At 36.6% G+C, this 25,074-nt stretch carries 25 protein-coding genes and 1 pseudogene; 19 read left to right on the forward strand and 7 right to left on the reverse strand.

What is annotated here, in order from left to right; translation table 11 throughout:
* Position 1: 1 nt before the first annotated feature.
* Together CP363_RS03865 and CP363_RS03870 are read right to left on the reverse strand one after the other, a co-directional pair.
* Positions 2 to 529, reverse strand: a complete 528-nt coding sequence (locus CP363_RS03865) for a GtrA family protein (protein WP_005718582.1) — start codon at positions 527 to 529, stop codon at positions 2 to 4.
* Positions 522 to 968 (reverse strand): flavodoxin domain-containing protein, encoded by a 447-nt coding sequence (locus tag CP363_RS03870; RefSeq protein WP_005718584.1) that lies wholly within the window; start codon positions 966 to 968, stop codon positions 522 to 524. The genes CP363_RS03865 and CP363_RS03870 overlap by 8 nt, the downstream gene beginning before the upstream one ends.
* 212 nt (positions 969 to 1,180) lie before the next feature.
* On the opposite strand from CP363_RS03870, the gene map reads away from it, so the two are divergent.
* From map to CP363_RS03900, 6 genes are all read left to right on the forward strand, one after another.
* Complete coding sequence (gene map, locus CP363_RS03875; RefSeq protein ID WP_005721525.1) at positions 1,181 to 2,008, forward strand: type I methionyl aminopeptidase; 828 nt, start codon at positions 1,181 to 1,183, stop codon at positions 2,006 to 2,008.
* A gap of 8 nt (positions 2,009 to 2,016) precedes the next feature.
* On the forward strand, positions 2,017 to 2,940 hold the full coding sequence (locus tag CP363_RS03880; RefSeq protein WP_005725308.1) for a YihY/virulence factor BrkB family protein: 924 nt from the start codon (positions 2,017 to 2,019) through the stop codon (positions 2,938 to 2,940).
* A 60-nt stretch (positions 2,941 to 3,000) separates the two neighbouring features.
* Positions 3,001 to 3,903 carry a UTP--glucose-1-phosphate uridylyltransferase GalU gene (galU, locus tag CP363_RS03885; protein WP_005718590.1) on the forward strand — a complete coding sequence of 301 codons (903 nt, stop codon included), beginning with the start codon at positions 3,001 to 3,003 and terminating at the stop codon, positions 3,901 to 3,903.
* A 110-nt stretch (positions 3,904 to 4,013) separates the two neighbouring features.
* Positions 4,014 to 5,177 carry a thiolase family protein gene (locus tag CP363_RS03890; RefSeq protein WP_005724262.1) on the forward strand — a complete coding sequence of 388 codons (1,164 nt, stop codon included), beginning with the start codon at positions 4,014 to 4,016 and terminating at the stop codon, positions 5,175 to 5,177.
* Positions 5,174 to 6,385: a hydroxymethylglutaryl-CoA reductase, degradative gene (locus CP363_RS03895; protein WP_098035866.1), complete on the forward strand. Its 1,212-nt coding sequence runs from the start codon at positions 5,174 to 5,176 to the stop codon at positions 6,383 to 6,385. The genes CP363_RS03890 and CP363_RS03895 overlap by 4 nt, the downstream gene beginning before the upstream one ends.
* Complete coding sequence (locus CP363_RS03900) at positions 6,385 to 7,551, forward strand: hydroxymethylglutaryl-CoA synthase (RefSeq protein ID WP_098035867.1); 1,167 nt, start codon at positions 6,385 to 6,387, stop codon at positions 7,549 to 7,551. The genes CP363_RS03895 and CP363_RS03900 overlap by 1 nt, the downstream gene beginning before the upstream one ends.
* A gap of 27 nt (positions 7,552 to 7,578) precedes the next feature.
* On the opposite strand, the gene CP363_RS03905 is transcribed toward CP363_RS03900, so the two are convergent.
* A complete protein-coding gene (locus CP363_RS03905; protein WP_089146976.1) occupies positions 7,579 to 7,863 on the reverse strand; it encodes a hypothetical protein in 285 nt (94 codons plus the stop codon).
* Between the two features lie 93 nt (positions 7,864 to 7,956).
* Here CP363_RS03905 and CP363_RS03910 point away from each other — a divergent pair, with 93 nt between their 5' ends.
* A complete protein-coding gene (locus CP363_RS03910; RefSeq protein WP_198995779.1) occupies positions 7,957 to 8,877 on the forward strand; it encodes an alpha/beta hydrolase in 921 nt (306 codons plus the stop codon).
* 439 nt (positions 8,878 to 9,316) lie between these two features.
* Here the strand turns inward: CP363_RS03910 and rlmD are convergent, their stop codons facing one another.
* Positions 9,317 to 10,705 (reverse strand): 23S rRNA (uracil(1939)-C(5))-methyltransferase RlmD, encoded by a 1,389-nt coding sequence (gene rlmD / locus CP363_RS03915; protein WP_023487988.1) that lies wholly within the window; start codon positions 10,703 to 10,705, stop codon positions 9,317 to 9,319.
* Between the two features lie 124 nt (positions 10,706 to 10,829).
* Between rlmD and recX the strand changes: the two genes are divergently transcribed.
* Together recX and CP363_RS03925 are read left to right on the forward strand one after the other, a co-directional pair.
* Positions 10,830 to 11,642, forward strand: coding sequence for a recombination regulator RecX (gene recX, locus CP363_RS03920; RefSeq protein WP_098035868.1), 813 nt, complete (start codon positions 10,830 to 10,832; stop codon positions 11,640 to 11,642).
* Positions 11,643 to 11,650: 8 nt separating this feature from the next.
* The gene (locus CP363_RS03925) at positions 11,651 to 12,133 is read left to right on the forward strand and encodes a hypothetical protein (RefSeq protein WP_005722693.1); all 483 of its coding nucleotides are present in this window, start codon (positions 11,651 to 11,653) and stop codon (positions 12,131 to 12,133) included.
* On the opposite strand, the gene CP363_RS03930 is transcribed toward CP363_RS03925, so the two are convergent.
* Complete coding sequence (locus CP363_RS03930; RefSeq protein ID WP_005718600.1) at positions 12,134 to 12,595, reverse strand: hypothetical protein; 462 nt, start codon at positions 12,593 to 12,595, stop codon at positions 12,134 to 12,136.
* Between the two features lie 102 nt (positions 12,596 to 12,697).
* Here CP363_RS03930 and CP363_RS03935 point away from each other — a divergent pair, with 102 nt between their 5' ends.
* The 7 genes and pseudogenes from CP363_RS03935 to CP363_RS03965 all read left to right on the forward strand — a co-directional run.
* Entirely contained in the window at positions 12,698 to 13,564 is an 867-nt protein-coding gene (locus tag CP363_RS03935; RefSeq protein WP_005726242.1) for a hemolysin family protein, read from the forward strand.
* The gene (locus CP363_RS03940) at positions 13,564 to 15,135 is read left to right on the forward strand and encodes a peptide chain release factor 3 (RefSeq protein WP_089145893.1); all 1,572 of its coding nucleotides are present in this window, start codon (positions 13,564 to 13,566) and stop codon (positions 15,133 to 15,135) included. Before CP363_RS03935 ends, CP363_RS03940 begins: the two co-directional genes overlap by 1 nt.
* Before the next feature lie 15 nt (positions 15,136 to 15,150).
* A complete protein-coding gene (locus CP363_RS03945) occupies positions 15,151 to 15,960 on the forward strand; it encodes a helix-turn-helix domain-containing protein (RefSeq protein ID WP_089150110.1) in 810 nt (269 codons plus the stop codon).
* Positions 15,961 to 16,061: 101 nt separating this feature from the next.
* Positions 16,062 to 17,630, forward strand: coding sequence for an ABC transporter ATP-binding protein (locus CP363_RS03950; protein ID WP_013086030.1), 1,569 nt, complete (start codon positions 16,062 to 16,064; stop codon positions 17,628 to 17,630).
* A 123-nt stretch (positions 17,631 to 17,753) separates the two neighbouring features.
* Complete coding sequence (locus CP363_RS03955) at positions 17,754 to 18,497, forward strand: hypothetical protein (protein WP_013086031.1); 744 nt, start codon at positions 17,754 to 17,756, stop codon at positions 18,495 to 18,497.
* Positions 18,498 to 18,863: 366 nt separating this feature from the next.
* Positions 18,864 to 19,028, forward strand: coding sequence for a transposase (locus CP363_RS03960; protein ID WP_013086033.1), 165 nt, complete (start codon positions 18,864 to 18,866; stop codon positions 19,026 to 19,028).
* 51 nt (positions 19,029 to 19,079) lie between these two features.
* Positions 19,080 to 19,597: pseudogene (locus tag CP363_RS03965) on the forward strand (IS5/IS1182 family transposase); the annotation flags it as partial.
* Between the two features lie 258 nt (positions 19,598 to 19,855).
* On the opposite strand, the gene CP363_RS03970 reads toward CP363_RS03965, so the two are convergent.
* Together CP363_RS03970 and CP363_RS03975 are read right to left on the reverse strand one after the other, a co-directional pair.
* Entirely contained in the window at positions 19,856 to 20,137 is a 282-nt protein-coding gene (locus CP363_RS03970) for a DUF1827 family protein (RefSeq protein WP_005728539.1), read from the reverse strand.
* A gap of 145 nt (positions 20,138 to 20,282) precedes the next feature.
* On the reverse strand, positions 20,283 to 22,475 hold the full coding sequence (locus CP363_RS03975) for an ATP-dependent Clp protease ATP-binding subunit (protein ID WP_098035869.1): 2,193 nt from the start codon (positions 22,473 to 22,475) through the stop codon (positions 20,283 to 20,285).
* A gap of 204 nt (positions 22,476 to 22,679) precedes the next feature.
* Between CP363_RS03975 and CP363_RS03980 the strand changes: the two genes are divergently transcribed.
* The 3 genes from CP363_RS03980 to ptsP all read left to right on the forward strand — a co-directional run bounded on the left by CP363_RS03980 (position 22,680) and on the right by ptsP (position 24,974).
* A complete protein-coding gene (locus CP363_RS03980; protein ID WP_005721524.1) occupies positions 22,680 to 22,862 on the forward strand; it encodes a hypothetical protein in 183 nt (60 codons plus the stop codon).
* Between the two features lie 112 nt (positions 22,863 to 22,974).
* Positions 22,975 to 23,241 carry a phosphocarrier protein HPr gene (locus tag CP363_RS03985; RefSeq protein WP_005718606.1) on the forward strand — a complete coding sequence of 89 codons (267 nt, stop codon included), beginning with the start codon at positions 22,975 to 22,977 and terminating at the stop codon, positions 23,239 to 23,241.
* Positions 23,241 to 24,974 carry a phosphoenolpyruvate--protein phosphotransferase gene (gene ptsP, locus CP363_RS03990; RefSeq protein WP_005718607.1) on the forward strand — a complete coding sequence of 578 codons (1,734 nt, stop codon included), beginning with the start codon at positions 23,241 to 23,243 and terminating at the stop codon, positions 24,972 to 24,974. Before CP363_RS03985 ends, ptsP begins: the two co-directional genes overlap by 1 nt.
* Positions 24,975 to 25,074: the final 100 nt, after the last annotated feature.

Here is a 25,074-nt window from a genome sequence, read left to right on the forward strand (position 1 = left end):
TTTAATTTTTGCTATCTCTTTTATTTTTTTGTTCTTGAATGCGCATTTTTGCACGTTCAATCATAGTATGTTCTTGCTTTTGAAAGACTGATCTAGTAGTTAAGTAATTAAATACACCGACTAAAATTTGGTCGATAATTTTGACTAGTAATGCGTTTAAATGCAGCCAGGATAAGCCGACTAACATAATTAATGTATCAGGGATTAAACTGATGACGCGATAAGTGAAAAAGACGATTAGTTTATGCCACGTGCTGTGTTCATGATCGACATTATTGATAAAAACAGCCTTTTGGTTAAACCAGAAAGATGCCAGGTTGGAGACGATGAAGGCGATGGTGTTAGAAATTACCATCACATTATGCCACCATGAGTGTAAGACCATGAAGACTAAGGTATTGATTAATGCAGCGACAAAGCCGAAAACCATGTAAACCCAAAGATTACGGTGTCGCTTGATTAATTTTTGACCTAGACGGCGTATTTGTGCCTGATCAACAGCTGTGACGTCTTTTTTGTTATTAGCCATTTAACTTATCGGCCATTTCCTTTGCAGCTTGATCGATTGCAGCGACTGCATCATCATCTGGCGCATTTTCAATTGTTACGGGTTTAGTAATTTCAGTTGCGCCGCAATCCTTGAATGCTTTTTCATAGTCAAAAACATTTTCACAAAAGTGTTCACCGTAGGTCTTATCGCCAGAACCCATCACAGCAAAATGTTTGCCTGTTAGATCCAAGTCTTTTAACTCCCCATAAAAGTCTGCCAATTCATCAGTCATTACGCCTTCACCATAGGTGTAGGTGATAAAAATGCAAAGATCACTATCTAAGTAGTCATTGGCATCAGTGAAGCCGACATCACTTGTTTCAACGTCAAAGCCATAATCTTGAAGATCTTCTTCTAAAATATCAGCCATGTCTTCATCGTTACCAGTCATGCTGGCATAAACAATTCTTGCTTTCATGATTTTTCATACCTTTCACTGCATTATACGACATCTTATTATACATGAAACTATTGCAAAAACGTTTAGTTTTAGCAAACTTTAAAAATATTTCAGGTATTTCTAGAGTTTTGTTTTGATTCTACAAAAACCCGACCTTTTAAAAGTATTTTGGAAAACGGTATAATAGAAATATCTGAAACTAAATAAAAATTTATAAAGGAGAAATTATTTTGATTACAATTAAATCAATTCGTGAACTTAAAGGCATGCAAGCTTCAGGACATCTTCTTGCAACTATGTTTGAAGGCTTACGTGATGTGATTAAGCCAGGCATTTCTACCTGGGAAATTGAAGAGTTTTGTCAAGACTTCGTATCAAGTCGTGGCGGCCGCCTTTCAGAACAAGGTTTTGAAGGTTATAAGTATGGTACTTGTATTTCGGTTAACGATGAAATTGCCCACCAAACTCCAAGAAAAGATCGCATCTTAAAGGAAGGCGATATCGTTAAGGTTGATGTAACTTGCAACTTGAACGGTTATGAATCAGATTCATGTACTACTTATCCAGTTGGCGAAATTTCCGAAGCTGATAAGAAATTAATTGAAGTAACCAAAAAAGCAATGTATCTCGGAATTGACCAAGCTGTTTTAGGTAACAGAATTGGTGATATCGGTGCTGCTATCCAACATTATGTTGAAGATGAAAATCATTACGGTGATGTACGTGAATTAATTGGCCACGGTATTCAACCATCAATTCATGAAGATCCAGAAGTTCCTCACTGGGGCAAGGCAGGTCATGGTCTTCGCTTGCGTGAAGGCATGACTATTACTTGTGAACCTATGGTAGAAGCTGGTGGCGACTGGCACATCGACCAACGTACTGTTGACGATCCTAACGATGATTGGGTTTACTACGCAACTCCAGATGGTTCTAATGCTGCTCAATTTGAACACACCTTTGCAATTACAAAGGATGGTCCTAAGATCTTGACTCTGCAGCATCCTTACGATGGCTTAGAAAAGTACATCCCTCACTTTGATGAGATGGATGATTAGGATAATGGATGAAAAATGGTAAAAACCATTTTGGTTTAAAAATTGGGCAATTTATTTCTACATTACGAACCACCTTATCTCAAGGAGAGATATTTGCTAGTTCAATTATTATTGCCTACTACATTTTGTTTTCTATTTTTCCGATTATTATTATCATTGGTAACGTGTTACCGTTGTTTCACATTGATACTGCGCCTATTGCTGAATATTTGAACTTGGTTTTTCCAGACCAAGTGTCAAAATTCATTATGCCAATTATAAATTCTTTATTGAAAACTACATCAACAGGCTATATTTCTTTTGGTATTGTGTTTGCAGTTTGGTCATTATCAAATATGGTTAATGCAATTCGTCTTGGAGAAAATAGACTTTATGGGGTTCATCAAGTTGAATTAAAATTATCAATGCTTAATTTTCTTTGGACTAGAACTATTACTTTTGTTTTTACAGGATTGATGATTCTAGTATTTACAATTGCTACATTGGCCTTGGTTTTTGGGCAACAAGTACTCAACTTTTTAGGACCGATTTTTCAGCTACCACTTAATGAAATTAGCAAGATCTTTAGTTATCGCTATCCAGTATTAATATTGGTTATGATGCTAGCATTATGGTATTTGAACTATGTTTTGCCTAATATAAAACTCAAAAAGAGAGTAATTTGGCCAGGAGTTTTTGTAACTGTTGTAGGCTGGTTAGCCCTATCATTTCTTTTTAGTTTCTATTTACACCATTTCCCGATTACTTGGGAGAATTATGGCATTGTTGGTACGTTTATCATCTTTATGCTCTGGTTGAATATTGCAGCAGTATTATTTTTATTTGGCGTTGGTGTTAACGCTGCTATTGTGCGAAACCGTGTTGGACAAGTTGAATATTCTGCTGGTCGTATTGCCAGTTATATTCAAAAGAAAAGACGAAAAACTAAGTAGCTGAAAAATGCATATTTTGTTATGATGAACTTATAAAATTGAAATAGAAAGTGTGCTTTTATGAAAGTAAGAAAAGCCGTTATCCCATCAGCTGGTTTGGGTACTAGATTTTTACCTGCAACTAAGGCTTTACCTAAGGAAATGTTACCTATCGTTGATAAACCAACAATTCAGTTTATCGTTGAAGAGGCTAAAAAGTCAGGAATCGAAGATATTTTAATTGTAATTGGCAAGAACAAACGCCCAATTGAAGATCACTTTGATTCTAATCCAGAACTAGAACAAGATTTGGAAGAAAAGGGTAAAAAAGAATTGCTTCGCCTAACCGAAGGAATTACTGATTTAGGCGTTAACTTGTATTACACTCGTCAACCGCATCCAGCAGGTTTAGGAGACGCCATCTTCCGTGCTCGCAGTTTTGTTGGGGATGAACCATTTGTAGTTATGTTGGGCGACGACTTAATGGAAGATAAGGTGCCATTGACCAAGCAATTGATCGATCGCTATAACAAGACGCATGCTTCTACAATTGCAGTTATGCCTGTGCCACATGAAGAAGTTTCTAAGTATGGTGTCATCGAACCGGAAAATGAGATCATGCCAGGACTGATCAATGTTAAGTCATTCGTTGAAAAGCCTGATATTGATAAAGCACCTAGTGATTATGCCATTATTGGTCGTTACTTATTAACACCTGAAATTTTTGATATTTTGGCTAACCAAAAACCAGGTCGTGGCGGTGAAATTCAATTGACTGATGCGATTGATACAATGAACAAGACTCAACGTGTCTTTGCTCATGTCTTTAAAGGCGAACGTCATGATGTTGGTAACAAAGAAGGCTACCTTGAAACTTCAATTGAATATGGTTTGAAGCACCCAGAAATTAAGGAACAATTGCGGGCATATATCATGCAATTGAGCAAGAAGTTTGAAGCCGAAGGTAAGCAAAATAAAAAATAAGCTTAATTATTAGGGAGACTACGCTGCGGCGTAGTCTTTTTATGTTTTTCTTAATATTTTTTTGCTATTATCATATTTGTTAAAAAATACACATTATGGAGAGAAAATATATGAAGGACATTTATATTGTTGCAGCTAAAAGAACACCTTTTGGCAAGTACCGAGGATTTTTTAAGGATGCTTCTGCAATTGATTTGGGTGTAATGGCCTTGAAAGGAACAATGAAGGCGGGCAATATTAAGCCAGCTGATGTTCAAGCACTGTTTATGGGGAATGTTTTGGATACCGGCTTAGGTGAGAATATGGCTCGCCAAGTTGCCTTACATTCAGGGATGAGTGAAGCTTCTGCAGCCGTTACAATTAATGAAGTCTGCGGCTCAAGTCTGAAAGCTTTACGTCTAGCTCAAGGACAGATGGAACTAGGCGATTTGGATCTAGTAGCTGTCGGCGGTAGTGAGAGCATGACTAATGCGCCTTATTTTGTTAAAAAAGAAAACAAAAATGATCCAGCAGATCACCTAGTAAGTACTATGCTTAACGATGGTTTGATGGATGCTTTTTCTGGCAAGCATATGGGAATTACTGCCGAAAACGTAGCAGAGAAATATCATGTTAGTCGTCAGGATATGGATGAATTTGCATTGCAGTCGCATAAAAAGGCAGCTGCAGCAGTTAAATCCGGATTTTTTGATAATGAGATCCTGGATGTGGAGATTGATGGTCAAAGTTTAGATCATGATGAACCAATTCGTCCGGATACAACGCTTGAGGCATTGAGTAACTTAAAGCCTGTTTTTAAGGCGGATGGTGAAGTGACTGCCGGAAACTCGTCTCCTTTGACTGATGGTGCAAGTATGTTAGTTCTGGCAACTAAGGAGAAAATGAAAGAGTTAGGCTTAACGCCAATTGCCAAGTTAGGTGAATTTGCGGAAGCTGGCTTTGATCCTGCACTGATGGGTTATACTCCATATTATGCGGTTAAAAAACTGCTTAAGAAGACGGGACGTAATTTTGATGACTATGATATTATCGAATTAAATGAAGCTTTTGCGGCCCAAAGCGTAGCGGTAGCTCGCGACTTACAAATTCCAACTGATAAATTGAATATTATGGGTGGCGCAATCGCGTTAGGTCATCCTTTAGGTGCAACGGGTACACGCTTAGTTGCTAGTGCAATTAGTGGATTAAAGAAGAGAAAAGGCAGACGTGCCCTGGTTACTTTGTGTATCGGTGGCGGTCAGGCGATTGCTTATGAAATCGAGAATGCAGAATGAAATTTTATCAATTAGAGCCTGAAGCTAGACGTAAGTTATTACAGGACGAAGGTATTGCATTAGGGCAAATCGATGATACGGTTTTGAGACGTCTAGATGAATTGAGTGAAAATGTTGTAGGGCAGTTGCGTTTGCCTTTAGGTGTAGTACAAAACTTAATAGTCAATGGACAAAAATATTGGGTGCCAATGGCTGTTGAAGAACCCTCAGTAGTTGCTGCCGCCAATCATGGAGCTAGTATCTTTGCTAGAAATGGTGGTGTGACAGCTAGCAGCGACCGACAAGGGATTTATGGTCAAATCGTTTTGAAGGTCAACAATTCTTTTTCATTAATTGAATTAGAAAAAGAATTTCCGCACTTAGTCGAATTAGCTAATCAAAAGTTTTCCAGCTTAGTCCGTCATGGTGGTGGTACTAGAAAAATAACTGCTGTGCAGAAAGAGGATTTGCTTTACTTAAAAGTATTGGTTGATCCAGCTGAGGCGATGGGCGCGAATAAAACCAACTCGATTTTGGAATTTTTAGCGGCTAAATTAGAAAATTATGCTGGTGTTGATGAAAAATTATTTGCGATTTTATCAAATTATCCTAGCCAATTGGCCACGGCTAAAGTGAAGATTGATCCACAAACGATTGGTGGGATGCAAGTTGCACAACGTGTTGCTCTATTAGGAAAAATTGGAATTGACGATCCTTATCGTGCGGTAACTAACAATAAGGGAATCATGAATGGAGCCGACGCCGTCTTAATCGCCACAGGCAATGATTATCGGGCAATTGAAGCAGCCACTGCAGTTTTAGCCAATCATGATGGCCAATATCGCAGTTTATCAAAGTGGACGATGCAGGGTAGTTATTTAGTTGGCGAATTAACGTTGCCAATGGCGATCGGAGTAGTTGGCGGCTCAATTAAGGCCCGTCATGACGTCCAACAAAGTTTTGCTATTTTAGGACAAAAAATCACGAGTAAAACTCTAGCTAAGATTATTGTTAGCGTGGCTTTAGCCAACAACCTAGCAGCTTTGCTGGCAATTTCTACTGTCGGCATTCAAGCAGGGCATATGAAGTTGCAGGCTAGAAACGTAGTCACTGAATTAACCGATGACGAACATGAGCGCAAGCAGCTACTAGCTGCGATGATTAGTGAAAAAAATTATTCTGAAAGTCATGCTAAGGAGCTTTTAGCAAAAATAAGAAAGGAAAAATAATGCAAGTAGGTATTGATCAAATTGGACTTTTTACGCCAGACAAGTACGTTGATATGGTCGATTTGGCGAACGCAAGAAAGCAAGATCCAAATAAGTTTTTAGTTGGCATTGGTCAAAGAGAGATGAGTGTTGCGGATATTACGCAAGATGCAGTTTCAATGGGAATTAATGCGACTTTAAAGTTTATTGACAAGATTGATAAGAATAAAGTTGGTCTATTAATTTTTGGGACTGAAAGCAGTATTGATCAATCAAAGTCAGCTTCTTTATTTGTAAAAACAGCCTTAAAGTTGAAGCCAGAAGTAAGAACTTTTGAAGTAAAGGAAGCTTGCTTTGGTTTAACGGCAGCCTTAATGATGGCACGTGATTTTGTTCGGGTACATCCTGAACAAACCGCAATTGTCATCGGTAGTGATATTGCTCGCTATGGTGTTAATACTGCTGGTGAGGTAACACAAGGAGCCGGTAGCGTGGCAATGCTCATCAAAGCTGACCCAAGCATTTTAGCCCTAAATAATGGTCATTCAGCTTACAGCGAAGATATTAACGACTTCTGGAGACCAAATTATTCTCGCACCGCTTTAGTTGACGGCAAGTATTCGACTCAAGTTTACTTGGATTTCTTCAAGAAGACCTTTACTGATTATAAGAAGCAAAAAGGATTGAAAACAAGCGACTTTGATGCGATTACTTACCATTTGCCATTTACTAAGATGGGGATGAAGGCTAACAATATTGCTATTGAGGGGCAAGATCAAGCAACAATGATCAAGTTGGAGCGTAGTTTTGCGGCTGCTAAACAATTATCAAGCCGAGTAGGTAATATCTACACCGCTTCACTTTATATGAGTTTACTTAGTTTGCTAGAGAATGGTGAATTACCCGCTGGCTCATTAATTGGCCTGTTTTCATATGGTTCAGGTGCAATGGCTGAGTTTTATAGTGGCAAGTTGGTTGAAGGATATGAAAAACAAATTGATCCTACAGCTGATCAAGCAATGCTTGATCGGCAGAAGAAGCTGACAGTTAAGCAATATGAAGACGTCTTCAATACGGCTTTGTTAGATCCTGAGGATGGCTTAGAATTAACTAGCGACGATGAAGTAGGTACTTGGTATTTTGCTGGTACTAAGGATCATATTCGTCAATACCGCGTAAAAGAATAAGAAAAAGAGCACATTTGTGCTCTTTTTTTACATTAAAATTGCTTGTCCAGTATCTTCGCGAATCTGTAGGCCGAAAATGGAATATTCTTTTTGGTCAATGACCATTAACAAGGGGATGCCGCGACCACGCATGTGGCCAACTAATTTAATCAATTTTTGTTTGGTCATTGCTGTTTGCCCGGGTAGCAGCAGACATTTTCCTTCGGCAATAGTGAGTTTTCCCCACTTAAGTAGTTTGTCATCATGCTTTAGATAAAATTTAGTATTCAGGTTCAGGTCATCGATTAATTGAAGTAAGTCTGTTAAGCGCATTTTTCAGTATAATTAAGTCATAAGGATTGTAAATTTTCAGCAATTTAATTATAAAATGAAAAGTGAAATAATTGAATTTGGAAGTGTTAAAAGATGAAAAAGAAACTATTATTGTCTTCCGCATTAATTGCTGGAGCTGGCTTGTTTGCGGCAAGCGAGTACTTTTTCAAGATGGCGATGACACCGTTTAATAAAAAAGTTGACTCCAGAGAATTATCAGGCAAGGATCCACTTTATCGTGATAAGGTTTGGTTTAGAGATTTTTCTAAGAAAAAATGGACTTTAAAAACTGATAGCGGCATAACTTTGTTCGCCCAGTACCTTGATCAACATGCCAAAAAAACCGCAATTTTATTACATGGCTTTATGAGTGATGGAGATAGTATGGCTGGTTTTGCCAAAATGTTTTATGATTTTGGTTATAATGTTCTCGTTCCAGACGCACGTGCCCAAGGGCGTAGCGAAGGTAAGTATATCGGCTATGGCTGGGTTGAAAAAGATGATATTTTGCGTTGGATCTATCAAGTAATTGATCAAACTGGTACAAATGCCAAAATTGTAATTATGGGTCAAAGCATGGGTGGTGCAACGGAAATGATGGTAAGCGGTATGCTTTTGCCACCACAAGTGAAAGCTTTTATTGAAGATTGTGGTTATTCAACCGTGAAAGGTGAAATTAACTATCAAGCTCAAAATTTATTTCATATGAAGGCTTTTCCACGGTTTCCAATAGTTGATTTGGTTAGTGGAATTAATAGAGTGAAAAATGGCTTTTATTTAAAAGATGCTTCTGCGGTTGCTCAGTTAAATAAAAATACGCGACCATTTTTATTTATTCATGGCGGCAAGGATCACTTTGTGCCAACTAAAATGGTCTGGCAAAATTATGCGGCAACAGCTGCTCCAAAGCAAATTTGGCTTGCGCCACTTGCAGGGCATGCTTTGTCTTATCCAATGTATCCAAAGCAATATCGACAACAAGTAGAAAGATTTTTGCAAAAATATGTGGGTTAGTTCTTGTAAACGGTTTCACAACTAGATATAATGAATAGTGTGGAAGAGGTAGAAATAAAAGTTAACAACTATAAAAAAATATAAGTAAGTTTTTATCTCCAGAATTGTATTATTATTGGAAACTTGAAAGATTCTCTATACGTAGAGGTGTCAGCCATAAATAGCTTAATTAAAAATTATTTGATTAATTATCATTGGCTGTTCGCAAAAACTCCAATTTATTAAAAGTTACATTTTATGTAAAGACCCGAACAAGTGAATGTTAATATTGGTTGCGATAATGCCATTGTTTAAATACATACCAAACAACTAAAAATCGTGACTATCAATTGATGAGCTACCTCATCCACTTGAAATTGCGGCTACTAAGGGACAGGATTGTCCAGTAGCCGCTTTTTTATATACAAAAACAACCTAGCCAAAGACTAGGTTGTTGGATTTATCTATCTTTTCTGAGCACTAACTTAGCAATTGCCTCACAGCGTGGGGTTTGTGGTAACATGTCTACATTTTGGATGACCCGAACATCATATGCCTCGCTAAGTAAAACTAAGTCTTGAGCTAAGGTTGAGGGATTACATGAGATGTAGACAAAAGTTTCAGGTTTAACCCGCAAGAGGGTTTTGATCAAGCTTTTAGCTAAGCCCGTTCTTGGTGGGTCTACGATTAAAGCATTGATTGCAACACCACTATTTTGTAATTCTGGCAAAATCTTTTCAACACTGCCTTGAATATAATCAGCATTTTTGATGTGGTTAAGCTCGACATTATGTTGTGCGTCTTTGACTGCCTCTGGAATGGTTTCGATTCCAACAACTTGCTTAACGCGGTCAGCTGCCAAAATACCTAAGGTACCAACACCACTATAGGCATCAATCAAGGTTTGATCGGGGGTTAGGTCTAAGTATTTCAATGCTTCTGAGTAAAGATTGATGGTTTGAACTGGGTTCAATTGGAAGAAGGCACGTGGTGATAAGGCGAATTTTTTACCTAAGATTTCTTCGGTGATTTGATTCTTGCCCAAAAGCTTTTCGGTTTTATTTCCCCAAACTTGTGGATTCTGCCATTCGGTTTCATTCTGATAGACAGAAACTACATGATCAAGTTTCATAATTTCTTTAGCAAGAGGGATTAAGTTCTTAATCTTGTGGCCGATCGTGATCAAGGTTACCTGGATTTCCTTAGTTGCTTCTGATTGACGGACAACTACGGTCTTAATGCCAGGTAAATGACGACGATAGTTGGCAACAGGAACATGCAATTTTTCAATTAAAACCTTGATTTTACGTTCCGTTTTTTGTGTATCTTCACTTTGAGTTGGCATCTTTGGTAAGTCAATCAAGCGGTGGGAATTTGGAGCAAAAAGTCCAAGCTTAAGTTGACCATGATCTTTTTCAATTTGATATTGAGCCTTGTTGCGATAATGCCATGGGTCAGGAGCAGCGATAGTATTTTTAACTTTATACTTATTGTAATTACGAGGATGGTACTTGCGTAATGATTCAAGCATATTGTTCTTCTTGAATTCAAGTTGTTTGTCGTAAGACAAGTGTACTAATTCTAAGCCACCAATCTCGGGATCAACACCTTCAGGGAAGTCTACGCGATCTGGACTTTTTTCTTTAATTCTAACCAGTTCGCCTTGGATGTAGTGTGGATATGATTTAACAATCTTGGCAACTACTACTTCGTCTGGCAAGGCACCAGGAATGAAGATAATCTTTTTCTTGTAGTAACCAATTCCTTCACCATTAATTCCTAAACTTTTAATAGTGATGATGACGTCTTTTTCATGTTTTGATTTATTATGGGTAAATTTTCTGTTCATCGTTAATTCTTTCTACTAAAAACTAAATTGTGTTCAATTAATTGTACTACCTGGAAAAAGTTCTTAGCAAGCTTTAGCAAAATTTGCTAGCATGGATGTAGAAAAATATGCGAGGTGAAACAAGTTGATCATAACCAAAGTAAGTGCACAAAAACGACCAGGTCGCTATAATGTTTTTATTGATGGAAAATATGCTTTTTCTGCCGGAGAGAAAACGTTGGCAGAATTTGTGCTGCTTAAGGGTAAAGAATTAAATGATGAGCAGGTTGAAAAGATTAGGCAATTTGATGCTGATGCTAAGGCTAGTGATTTAGCGGCTCATTTTTTGAGTTACGAGCCTCGGACCATCTTTGAGGTGCTGCAATATTTAAAAAAACACGAAATCTCTGATGAAGCAGCCAATAGTGCTGTTAGTCAATTGAATGAATTAGGCTATCTTGATGATCGTCAATATGCCAAGCTGTTTATCAAAAATGATTTGCGTGTTGGCTCTGATGGCCCTAAAAGTTTATTACGAAAGTTGACGCAAAAAGGCGTTGATCCTGAAATTAGTCAGGATAAGTTAGATGAAATTGATGAAGAAGATTGGCTCGAAGTGGGCCAACGCGTGATTAAGTCGATGAGCCATCAAGTTGGCAAGATTTCACAGCGTGAATTAGAGCGTAAGATGCGTACTAAATTATTAACGCATGGCTTTGATAGCGGGATTAGTAACGTTATTATTGATGCAATGGATCTTAAAGAAGATGAGAATGCACAAACAGAAGCTTTGAAGAAACAAGGAATTAAGGCTTACAAGCGTTTTAGAAATCTTCCAGAAATTGAACGCAATTTTAAAATAAAAAAATATTTGTTTAGTCACGGTTTTTCATCAGGTGAGATTGATGCCTTTTTAAACGGTGAAATAATTGATTTAGACGAATTAGTAGAATATTAGGAGAAAAAATGAAGAAAAATATTGAATCAAGATTATTTATTGGTCGTCCATTTCCAGCTGGTTTGATGAATGCTCAAAAGAGCTTTATGGAAGCTAATCAGCAAATGGAAAATGATGAAACTTTTCAAAAATTTTTAGCTGATCATAATTTAGAAAATAAGCGTTCTGTCCTAGTGGTATCAGGTGAGGACAGCTTTATGTATTGGTATGGCGTTTTAGCAGATGTAGCAAAAGATGAAGTGCCAACGGGTTTAATGAAGTTTGAATTACCAGCTGCAGAGGTAGCGGAGGAAGTAGAAGAGAATCAAACTTTAGTCTTTTTCAACTTACCGTTGACTAGTACCGTGCCAAATTTTGCCAAAAAAGTAGTTGCTAGCGGAATTGAAGTACATGAAAATTTGGGTGACAGTGACACGCCATATATTACTTGGGATCTTGACATGGATACAAAAAAACTGGCCCAAGTAATGTACTTGAAGGCCAGCAAGTAATTAATGCTGCTCAGGGTCGATTGACAGGTTATCGTATTCAACATAAGCGCCAAGACAAGTTGAAACAAACATGATTAACAAAACAAAGCCGATGGAGCTGCCTACGATTTGATCAAGTGTTAAAAGAGCACGTATTATGTAGGTAGCAGCAAAGCAAAGAACAAAGTCTAAGATAATATTAGCTGCTAAAAGCCAGTAGCGTCGTCTGATACTGAAGAAACGTAAAAGCTGCTTCAGTAAGCCATCGTTGGTTTGAACAGCTAATAAATCAACAGGCCGTTGAATAGTAGCCTTGACAGCAAACATAATGATTGCGCCAACTAATGAGCCGATTAATGTGCGATAAAGTTCAGCTGAATGTAAAACTAATGCATTATAGCCGATTCCAATAATAGCTAAGCTACAGATATAGGGAATTAGCAAAAGAAATGTAAAAACGAGTAAGACATGACTTTTTTTCATGACGAACCTCCTAGTCTTATGTGCTATTTTAACATAATTGTTATTGGCTCTATGCTATAATAGCTATATTTAGATAACTTTTTTAAGAAAGAGAGTACGAAAATGAATAGTGATCCTGGAGCGGGAACTCTGTTTGGTCGCTTAAAAAATAGATTATCCGGCGATAAAAAAGTGGGGACTAAAGATCATTTAGAAAAAGAAATTGTTACTTTACATGAAAGTCATAAAATTGATGATACAGAATTTTCAATGCTAGAAGGTATTTTGGACTTTCAGGGTAAGACAGCCCGTGAAGTAATGGTACCTAGAACGGATGCTTTCATGGTTGATCGAGAAGTCAGTTTTCAAGACAATCTAGATGAAATCCTTCGTGAGCCATATTCTAGAATTCCCGTTTATCAACGTGATAAGGATAAGATTGTAGGGATTATTCATATCAGAACGGTTTTACGAAAGGCTAAACAAAAGGGTTTTGATAATCTTGACTATAAAGATGTCATGACTGAGCCGCTGTTTGCACCAGAAACTGCCGAGCTGGGCGATTTGTTGATGGAAATGCAGCAAACGCAACGACAATTAGCAATTTTGACAGATGAATATGGCGGTGTAACTGGTTTAGCTACAATTGAAGATTTGGTTGAAGAGATTGTGGGCGATATTGATGATGAAGTTGATCACACTGAGATTCTTTTTAACCAAATAGCTCCAAATAAGTACATTATTTACGGTAAGATGCCATTAGATGATTTTAATGAGCAATTTGGTACTAATCTTCAAATGGAAGATGTTGATACGATAGCAGGCTATGTGATCAATACTTTAAAAGTGATTCCAGCTAAGGAAGAAAAGTTAACAGTTGATATTGGTGATGGGATGACTTTGACCACTAGAAGGATGAAGGGGTCACGCTTGTTGACGGTATTATTAACGATTGATGAATCAAAAAAGGAAGAAGATAGCGAGGACTAATGGACAAAGAGTTAGCAGATAAAGTAAAAAAGAGAAGAACATTTGCAATTATTTCTCACCCCGATGCAGGTAAGACAACGATTACTGAACAAATGCTTTTGTTTGGTGGGGTAATTCGTAAAGCAGGTACGGTTAAGGCACGTAAAACTGGCAATTTTGCTACTAGTGACTGGATGGAAATCGAAAAGAAGCGTGGGATTTCTGTTACTAGTTCGGTTATGCAGTTTGAATATCAAGGCAAACGTATCAATATTTTGGATACGCCAGGACACCAGGACTTCTCAGAAGATACTTACCGTACATTAATGGCCGTTGACTCAGCTGTCATGGTAATTGACTCTGCTAAAGGTATCGAGCCACAGACAAAGAAGTTGTTTAAGGTTGTTAAGCAACGTGGTATTCCAATTTTCACGTTTATGAACAAGCTTGATCGTGATGGACGTCCACCATTAGATTTAATTGCGGAATTGGAAGATTTGCTTGGTATCGAGGGTGTAGCAATGGACTGGCCAATTGGTTCAGGTCAAACTTTAAAGGGTCTATATGACATCGCTAATAATCGTGTTGAGCTTTACCGCAAAAATGATCAAGATCGCTTTTTACCATTAGATCAAGATGGTAAGTTGCCTGATAGTGAGCCACTTAGTCAAGATCCTCAATTCCAGGATACTCTGGATGAAATTGATTTGATTAAAGAAGCTGGGAACAAGTTTGACCGCGAGAAGATTGCTATGGGTGATCAAACTCCTGTCTTCTTTGGCTCAGCTTTGACCAATTTTGGGGTTGAGACATTCTTGAACAGCTTTGTTGATTTGGCTCCAGCACCAGAGAGTCACACAGTCAATGGGGATGAGGAGCTAAGTCCAGAAAATCCAGAATTTTCAGGCTTTGTCTTCAAGATTCAGGCTAATATGAATCCTCATCACCGTGACCGAATCGCCTTTGTTAGAGTCGGTTCTGGTGAATTCAAGAAAGGCTTGGATGTAACTTTAGCTAGAACTGATAAGCCAATTCGTTTAAATAATGCGACTGAATTCATGTCAAGCGAGCGAGTACAAGTTTCTGATGCGGTAGCTGGCGATATAGTTGGCTTATACGATACTGGTAATTTTCAAATTGGTGACAGTATTTATGCTGGTAAGCGCAAGATTGTTTATCCACCATTACCAGAATTTACACCTGAATTATTTATGCGAGTAACTGCTAAGAATGTGATGAAGCAAAAATCATTCCATAAGGGTATGAACCAGCTAGTCCAAGAAGGTGCAATTCAGCTTTACCGCAATTATCAAACGGATGAGTATATTCTTGGTGCTGTTGGTCAATTGCAGTTTGAAGTGTTCCAATTCAGAATGAAGAATGAATATAATTCTGAAGTTGAAATGAACAGTATTGGTCATCGTGTTGCGCGCTGGATTGATCCGGAACAGCTTGACCCACGCATGTCTAATACTCGTAACTTATTAGTTAAGGACCGTTATGGTAATCCGTTATTCTTATTTGAAAATGAATTTGCGGAACGTTTCTTCCATGACAAATATCCAGATGTTGAATTAACAGAAAAACTTTAAAGCAAAATAAAAGCTATGGGAATTAATGCGGCACTAAAAAAAGCACGTCAATCGCGGGGACTGACACAAGAACAATTTGTAGCAGGAATTTTATCACCAGCTCATTATTCTAAAATTGAGCGTGGCTTGCATGAAATATCAGCTAAGGACTTAATGGCAATTTTGCAGAAAAATAAAATTTCATTTGCTGAATTCTTTAAGCAAAATATGATCTCACAAGCTGACGATGAAAACAGTTTAGGTGATCAATTACAGATTGCTTATTATAATCAAGATCTTAACCAAGTTAGAAAATTGGTAACAAAAATTCAACAACTGCCGCATCATGATCTTCTAAAAATCAAAGCTAAGTTGATTTTTACCTTACTTGAAGGAAAACGTAAATTTGATGTCAAAGATAAAAATATAATATTGCAGCGTTTATTTGCAGGCGATAATTGGCTTCAAGATGAATTTAGTTTAGATTTGTTAGCAAATTTTGGTGCTTCTATCTTTACTCATGATGATTTTACTTTTTTCTTTCAAAAAATTTTCACTACTTATAATGATAAAATGTCTGAGCAGACAGAAAAAATGCAAACAACAATTGCCACTATTTGTGTGAATTATTTATATACTTGTGCTGAAAATAAATTTGTAAAAGATAATAAAGAGCCTATTTATTTACTTGGGCAATTAAGTCAAACGCCATCTTTAGTCTTATATAAAATCATTGGTCATTTTTATCAATGCTATTTTGCTGGAGATACAGAGCAGGTATTAGCTATTAAGAAATTGATCAAGGCAAGTAATTTAGAAAATATTCTGTCTATTCTTCCAGAATAATCTGCATATATGCAGATTGAAGATCATTTTTGCAGAAAGCTATTTTTATCGTGAACTAAAGCAGATAATGAATCCAACTTAATTGAAAGGGAGATTCATTTATGAAAAAGTTTATTGACCTCAAATGGTTTTCGCTCAGTATTATTCTGTCATGTTTAAGCGGATTATCTTTGCCTTTTAGCACATGGTCATACTCCGAAATTTTTGCGTTAATTACAGGTAAAAGTATTCCAAATACGGTGAGAATGATTATCGTAATTACAGTATTGCAAATCTTACTTGTAATTGTAGAATACTTAAATAATCGAGTAATTAATCGTAATGTAGCACTATTTAATCAAGAAGTTCGTGAGTATCTGATGCAGACGGATTTTGTAAAAACAGGAGAAAAAGAAATTTCTAATCGAATTTCTTTCATTAATAATGATCTTAACCTGATTGAAGAAAAGTACTTTAGACAGTTATTTTCACTAGTATCTACTGTGGTTAAAATTGTTGGTATCGTTACTGTTGCGCTGATAAATAGTGTAGTCCTGACATTAGTCTTTGTTGCTTTTGCCAGTCTTTCAAGCCTTATTCCTAGTTTGTTTAGCAAGAAAACAGCCAAGCAGTCATCCAATTGGAGTAAATCAACAGGTAGTTATGTAACGTTTATGTCGGATTTACTCAAAAATATCAATACGGTTTTAAATTACAATGTATTATCTCTATTTGTAAAGAAGGGTAGTAAAGTAATTAAAAATTCTGTTGAGAATAAACGTGAACGTGACGATACAATTGCTAAAAGTGATTTTTACGTTGATTTATTAGCTTACTCACTAGACTTCTTACCAATTGGAATCGGCATTATTATGGTAATTCAAGGACACATTGCTTTGGCTTCTTTTGTGGCCGTGCAATACTCTAGTGCCTGGATTGTAAATAGTTTCTTTAGTATTAATAGTATTCGTAATCAGATTGCTGCTACTAAACCAATGACCGCTAAGTTGTTATCTTTCAAGCCTTTAACGACTAAGCAAGATGAAGCTCCAGTCAAATTTAAGCAATTAAATATGGACAATGTAACTTTCGGCTATCAAGCTGATAGTCCAGTGCTTAATAATGTGAGTTTATGTGTTAATAAAGGAGATAAAATTCTGTTAACTGGAAAGTCTGGTGAAGGTAAATCTACTTTACTTAAGGTGTTAATGGGTAAATTATCTCCGCAGAAGGGAAGAGTTTTGGTTAATGATCAGGCTGTTGAAACGCAAATTTTTAGTGAAGTTCAACAATCTTCGCAAATTTTTAATGAGACTTTACGCTTTAATTTAACTCTTGGTAAACAATTTGATCAAAAGCAAATCGTGGCTGCGGCTCAACAAGCAGGATTAACTAATTACCTTCAAAAACATGGCTTAGATACCGTAATTGAAGAAAATGGGCATAATCTTTCAGGTGGGGAAAGAAAGAGAATTGAATTAGCGCGTGCTTTTCTCTTCCAAAGAGAAATTTTAGTAGTTGATGAAGGAACTGCTTCACTTGATCCGCAAACTGCTGAGCAAATTCATAATGTCTTTTTGAATTCACCATTAACAGTAATTGAAATTGACCACCATATTTCATCAACGACGATGAAGAAATTTACGCATCATTTTGACTTAGAAAATGGAAAATTGGTAAATATTTTTTAACGTAAATTGCAATAATAAATTGAACATTTAGGTTATCCTTCTGCACGTTTATTTTATACAATTAAAATTTTTGTTGGAATATCTAATAGAGAGTTAGTAGGATTAATTCCAGGAACTTCAAATGTGGGTCATTATGTAAGTAATAGTTTAGAGTTTGAGAAATATAGAATTTACATAGTAAAAGAACGTGAAATAGCACTAAGTACTTATAGTTCTATTCATAATTCACTGCAAGTACTTGAAAGTGGGCATGTTTTAGGATGTTATAATTATATTAGTACTTTATTTGATTGTAGTTTTGTTTTTAAAGACTATGATGATTATAATACTGTTACATTTACAAATATTTCAAAATTAGCTAATATTTATGATAAATTTGGGTTCGTAATAGATAAATTTAAGCATCGCTCTAGTGGTAGATACTATGGGATGCTTTCAAATTGGAATTTAAATCGTAATAACTATAAGTTTAATGAAATTTCTAATTTTGATATAGCTAGAATTTCAAAATTAACAGATGAAAATGTTCAAAGTGTAATTCCTATTTCTTATACGAATCATAAAGATTCAAAGAATTATTTAACCGATGAATTTATTCAAAAGGAATATCCATTTTTGCATCCCACTTTCGAATCTGTAATTACAGTTTTAGCATTAAACTTAAGTGTATGTAATACTCACAATTTGGAAATTTACCTTGAAAAAATAGGTGCTCTTGCACAGACTATATGTATGAATAATTCTAGTAATCATGTTGTAAATAGACCGGTTAAGCAAGTTATACCAAAAAATTGGGAAAAGATAGACAAATTTAAACGTAATAAAAATTTATTACCATTTTATGCAGTAATAACTACCGTAGTGTAAGATTTCTTAATTAGATTTTAGTAATACTCAAATCGATAATAACGGACCGCAAGTAACTGTTATATCAAGTACTGCAATCCACTTTGCTTGAAATAGAAACTTTATTCAGTACGACTTCAGGCTATAATTACTGGAAAATAATCGAGTACTGTCCTCACTGCAATTTAGTGCGGCAAACAGAAGAAGAGAATCTTGTTAACTGGCTATTAGATTTAAAGGGCTTTGGTACAAGATATGCACGAAATACTGCTGCTAAGCTAAAGAAATGTTAGAGGCTTACCCTGTGGCTGCCAGTTATAGCGTAGAAATCTTGCAGGTAAATATTATGTAACAAGATTGATCAAGCTCAGTCAAAAAAGAGAAAGCTTGGAAAGCATACCTGTTTTTGCCCAAAACATGGCAGTCAGAGTCCTGGCTGAACTAGGCGATGTACGCAGATTTTCTAATCTAAATAAGATCAGTGTCTTTATTGGGATCGATCGTGAGCGGTATCAATCTGGAGAGATGAACTCTAAGTTTAAGCATTACTAAACATGGCAGTACAATCGCGTGTAAGATACTTTACCGGCTAATTGGACAAATAAATCAAGCAATCATGCCAATGAACTGATTAAAAAGAGCTTCATCTACTTTACCAACCTTTTGGAAGATGAAGGCTTAATCAATGAAGGTGCTGTCTTTATCGATGGTACGAAAATCGAAGCTGATGCCAACCGCTATACTTTTGTTTGGCGCAAAGCGGTTGAAAAGTATCATGAAAAGCTGAAAGGTCAAGCAGTTGAGCTTTACGATGAATTGATTACTAAAGAAAAAGAAGTAGTCAAAAAAATGGAAAAAGAAAAGGTTCAAACTAGTCAAGGCTTGGAGAAATTGGCTCGAGAAACTGAAGAAGAAATTAACCAGCTGACTGAAGAATTTCTGCTAGGCGTAACAGCTACTCTAAGACCGATCATGACGCTACCTTTATGCATATGAAGGAAGACCACATGAAAAACGGTCAGTTGAAGCCAGGCTACAATATTCAAGCAGCGACTACTGATCAATATGTAGTAGATTATGCCATTTTTCCTAACCCAACAGATTTTAAAACCTTAGAGCCAGTTTTCGGGCATTTGAAGAACGTATTTGGCATGCGCAGAACGCATCTGCGAGGCAAAAAGAGGTCGAAACCGATATTGGCCTTTATGATGGTTTTGAACAAATATGGGCAAAGAAGATGGATGAAGGACCATCTTTTATTGTTAAAAATTTAAAGAGACCGAAAAAACGATCAAGATTCTTGAAAAAGAAAATCTTGATCGTTTTCATTCATCTGGAAGTTATTTTTTCCAGACACTTTTGATACAACAATATTTGGATTACTTGTCAACGTGAATTTCGATTACATGACGACTCTTGTCTACAGTCAAAGTGTATGAAGAATCATAATCTTTAATTAAACGCTTGATTACGAATTCAATCTCATCTTCGCGAACACGACGGTCATGGTTTTCAAGTGCAATACCGATAGAATCCTTACTTTCAGTATAAATAACTGAAGTATTACCAAGAGAATAAACTTTAACATAGTTTGCATCGGTAGTGTTGAGCTGACTGTGAACCAAATCAGAGTAATTATTGGTTACATCAATTAAATGCATGGAATTCACCTGTTTCTGTTAGCTTTACTTCTTCAAATTTAGTATACCTCAAATTGAGTAGCATATTTTTATTTTTAAGAAAAAAGATTTCTAATATTGCTTCGAAATCTTTTGGTATAACTTGGACTTTGTCTTTTATTAAATCCTATTCATTATTTGCTTCATCACTGATTACAATTTTACCATCAACAACATCGGCTTTTAAATTCTTAGCCTGTGCATGATCAAGTTTGAAATCAGCCACATTATCCTCAATCTCTTCTTGGATGGTACGACGAAGAGGACGAGCACCTAAGGCAGGATTAAAGCCATCTTCAACTAATTTATCTTTTGCAGCAGCAGTTACATCAATGTGTAGGCCTTGATCCTTAACCATATTGTTGGTATTTTGCAACATTAAGTCAACAATCTTAAGCAAGTCTGGCTTAGTCAATTCATTAAATTCGATTACATCATCAAGACGGTTCAAGAATTCTGGCTTAAAGAATTGGCTCATATTATTTCTAGCAGATTCATTAGCTTCATCTTCGTTTTCTGCTGTAAAGCCAACGCTAGCGTTCTTAATGCCTTGTCCTGCATTAGAAGTCATAATAATGATGGTATCCTTGAATGAAACTGTTCTACCTTGTGAGTCAGTTAAACGACCATCGTCAAGAATTTGCAAGAAGAGGTTCAAAACATCTGGGTGAGCTTTTTCAATTTCATCAAGCAAGATCAAACTATATGGGTTGTGTCTAACTTGTTCAGTTAATTGACCAGCTTCTTCGTAGCCTACGTAACCTGGAGCAGAACCAATTAATTTGGAAACTGAGTATTGTTCCATGTATTCAGACATATCGAAACGAATCATTGCATCTTCTGAGCCAAACATTTGCTTAGCCAGTTGCTTAGCTAACTCAGTTTTACCGACACCAGTTGGACCAACGAAGAGGAATGAACCAATTGGACGGCCTGACTTGTTGAAACCGATTCGGTTACGACGAATGGCACGAGCTACTTTTTCAACAGCCTTGTCTTGGCCGATAACGTGAGCCTTTAAATCAGCAGCTAGATTTTGCAGTTGGTTTTCTTCTTGCTTTTGAATATCACCAACAGGAATGCCTGTTTTTTCTTCTACGATCTTGTCCATGATCTTATCAGTAATAACAGGGGACTTGTCAGGATCTACCTTTTGATCTTTAACCTTTTCATATTTTTCAATTTGATCACGGTAGTAGGCTGCTTTTTCGTAATCTTCGTTTTTTAAGGCTTCTTCCTTCAATTGCTCTGCGGCATTAATTCTTTCTTGCATTTTATCCTTATCAATATAAGGAATGGTTAAGTTCATTCTAGAACCTGCTTCATCAAGAAGGTCAATAGCCTTGTCTGGTAAAAATCTATCTTGAATATAACGTGCTGAAAGTTTTGCGGCAGCTTCAATGGCTTCATCAGTGTAGTGAACATGGTGATAGTCTTCGTAGCATTTTTGAATACCTTTTAAGATGCGAATTGTTTCGTCAATTGAAGGTTCTTTAACTTCAACTGGTTGAAAACGTCTAGCTAAAGCAGAGTCTTTTTCAATATCGCGGTATTCTTTGATGGTAGTAGCACCAACTAATTGCAATTCGCCACGAGCCAAAGCTGGCTTAATAATGTTACCGGCATCCATGCCACCTTCAGCATTACCGGCACCAACGATTTCGTGAATTTCATCAATAAAAAGAATGATATCGTCGTTTTGTTGTAATTCTTTAATTAATTGTTCCATTCTTTGTTCAAATTGACCACGAATACCGGTACCTTGAACAAGTGAAACAACATTTAATGAAATAATTCGTTTGTTCTGCAATTTTGCTGGTACTGATCCATCTACGATTTCTTGAGCTAAGCCTTCGACAACGGCAGTCTTACCAACACCTGCTTCACCGATTAAAACAGGGTTGTTCTTAGTTCTTCTATTTAAAATTTCGATAACCCGAGCAATTTCTTTATCACGACCGATTACTGGGTCAATTTTGCCTTTTTTAGCAAGGGCAGTTAAGTCTGTTCCGTATTGGTCAAGTAGGCTTCTGCCGTTTTGACCACCATTACCAGCGCCTCCCCCCATTTGCATTCTAGGATCGTTATTTCTCATTTCATTATTATTGTTTGCGGCATTGTTGTTATTTCCGTTTAATGCGTTGAATAAATCATCAAAGTCGCCAAAAAATTCATTATTATTCATTTTTCCTTGATTTCCTTGTTGATTTTTTAATTCTTGATAACAGTGTTGACATAAATCTATTTCGCGGCTTTGGCCATTAACCTTAGTGAAAAGGTGAATAGAAGCGGGCCGCTCATGACAATTTTGGCAAAGCAAAATATAGTACCGCCTTTCTTTTCAACTGTACCAAAATTATATTATTAGCACTCTTGGTAGTCAAGTGCTAAGACTCAAACACTTATTTTTTGTAAGAAATGCTTTTGTTACCGCAAACAAAATATTAATATTTTTGAAAATTGAATATAAATAGTAGAATTAATAGTGGAAAAATTATAAAATTTTAAAAGAGTGGTGATATTTTTGGATTATCAGAAAATTCTAGATCAATTAGTCTCAGGTGAGATAAAAGAGTATAAAGTTGAGCCAAAAGATGCGTTTGATCTTCAAAAGACTATTAGAAATTATGGAAAAAGACAATATATTACCGGTAGGGCAGAAAGAGGCGGCGCGATTGTGTATACCGCTACGAATACCGATGAATAAATAATGTAAACTGTTACATTGCAGTTGTCTAATCTGTAAAAACATGATAATCTAATACTCGAATGGGTATTTATTACCAGTTTAATTTTTCAATTTAAAGGAGATATTTATAATGGAAAAACGCGATTTTCATATCATTGCAGAAACAGGTATTCATGCACGTCCAGCTACTCTTTTAGTACAAGCTGCTTCAAAGTTTGGCTCAGATGTTAACTTGGAATACAACGGTAAGTCAGTAAACTTGAAGTCAATCATGGGTGTTATGTCACTTGGTGTTGGTCAAAATGCTGATGTTACTATCACTGCTGAAGGTGATGACGAAAAGGACGCATTGGACGCAATTGCCGACACTATGAAAAAAGAAGGTTTAGCTGAATAATGACCAAGACTTTAAAAGGAATTGCTGCAAGTGATGGTATCGCTATTGCTCCAGCATATCTTCTTGTGGAGCCTGATCTTTCATTCTCTAAATCTTCAATTGCTGATGTTGAAGCTGAAGTAGCTCGTTACAACGATGCAATTAAGACTTCAACTGCTGAAGTTGAAAAGATTCATGATATTGCTAAAGAAAGCTTGGGCGATGAAGAAGCTCAAGTTTTTGAAGCACACTTAATGATTTTAAATGACCCAGAATTTACTGGTGCCATTGAGAATGAAATTAAGGATTCAAAGATCAACGCAGAAGCTGCTCTTGATGAGACTGCTAAGAAGTTTATTGCTATTTTTGAAGGGATGACAGATAATCCTTACATGCAAGAACGTGCTGCTGACGTACGTGATGTTTCAAAGCGTATTATGGCTCACCTTCTTGGTAAGGAATTACCAAATCCTGCTTCAATCGATCATGAAGTAATTGTTGTAGCTCACGACTTAACTCCAAGTGACACTGCTCAACTTAACAAAAAGTATGTTAAGGGTTTTGTTACTGATATTGGTGGTCGTACAGCTCACTCAGCTATTATGGCTCGTTCACTTGAATTGCCAGCTGTTGTTGGTACTGACTCAATTACTAAGGATGTTAAGAACGGCGATATGTTAATTGCTGATGGTCTTGACGGGGATGCAATTATTGATCCAAGTGACGCTCAAGTAGCTGATTACAAGCAAAAGAGTGAAGCATTCCTTAAGCAAAAGGCAGAATGGGCTAAGCTTAAGAATGAACCATCAGTTACTGCAGATGGCAAGAAATTTATCATTGCTGCTAACATTGGTACACCTAATGATATGCCAGGTGTAAAGGATAATGGTGCGGAAGCCATTGGTTTGTACAGAACAGAGTTCTTGTACATGGACTCTAGTGACTTTCCAACTGAAGAAGCTCAATTTGATGCCTACAAGGAAGTTATTGAAGGTATGAATGGTAAACAAACCATTATCAGAACCTGTGATATCGGTGGTGACAAGCACCTTGATTACTGGGATCTTCCAGAAGAAATGAACCCATTCTTAGGTGTTCGTGCTATCCGTCTTTCTATGCAATACAAGGATATCTTTAGAACTCAATTAAGAGCTTTACTTCGTGCATCTGCATACGGTCCATTAGGAATTATGTTCCCAATGATCGGTACTTTAGCAGAATTACGTGAAGCTAAGCAAATTTTAGCTGAAGAAAAAGATAAGCTCGCTAAAGAAGGCGTTAAGATTGGTGATGACTTGCAAGTCGGTATGATGATTGAAGTACCTGCTGCAGCCGTTTTAGCTGATCAATTTGCAAAGGAAGTTGACTTCTTCTCAATTGGTACTAATGACTTAATTCAATATACTATGGCTGCTGACCGTGGTAATGATAATGTGTCATACTTGTACCAACCATATAACCCATCAGTACTTCGTTTGATTAAGCACACTATTGATGGTGCTCATGAAAACGGTATTTGGTGTGGTATGTGTGGTGAAGCTGCTGGTGATAACACTATGTTCCCAATCTTACTTTCAATGGGACTTGATGAATACTCAATGAGTGCAACTTCAATCTTACGTATCAGAAGCTTAATGAAGAAATTGAACACTGCTGACATTAAGGAATTAGCTAACGAAGCTTGTTATGTATCAGAAACTGCTGAAGACAACGAAAAATTAGTTAATAATTTAATGAAAAAATTGAACAAGTAGTTTTAATTTGCAAAAAGAGACTGTGATGTCTCTTTTTTTATTTTGGAAAATTGCAATTTCAAATTGAACACTTTTGAAAATTAAATTCTGTATATTGAAT

Origin of the sequence: Lactobacillus sp. UMNPBX12 (genome assembly GCF_002553955.1) — a bacterium.
GTDB classification, from domain to species: domain Bacteria; phylum Bacillota; class Bacilli; order Lactobacillales; family Lactobacillaceae; genus Lactobacillus; species Lactobacillus crispatus.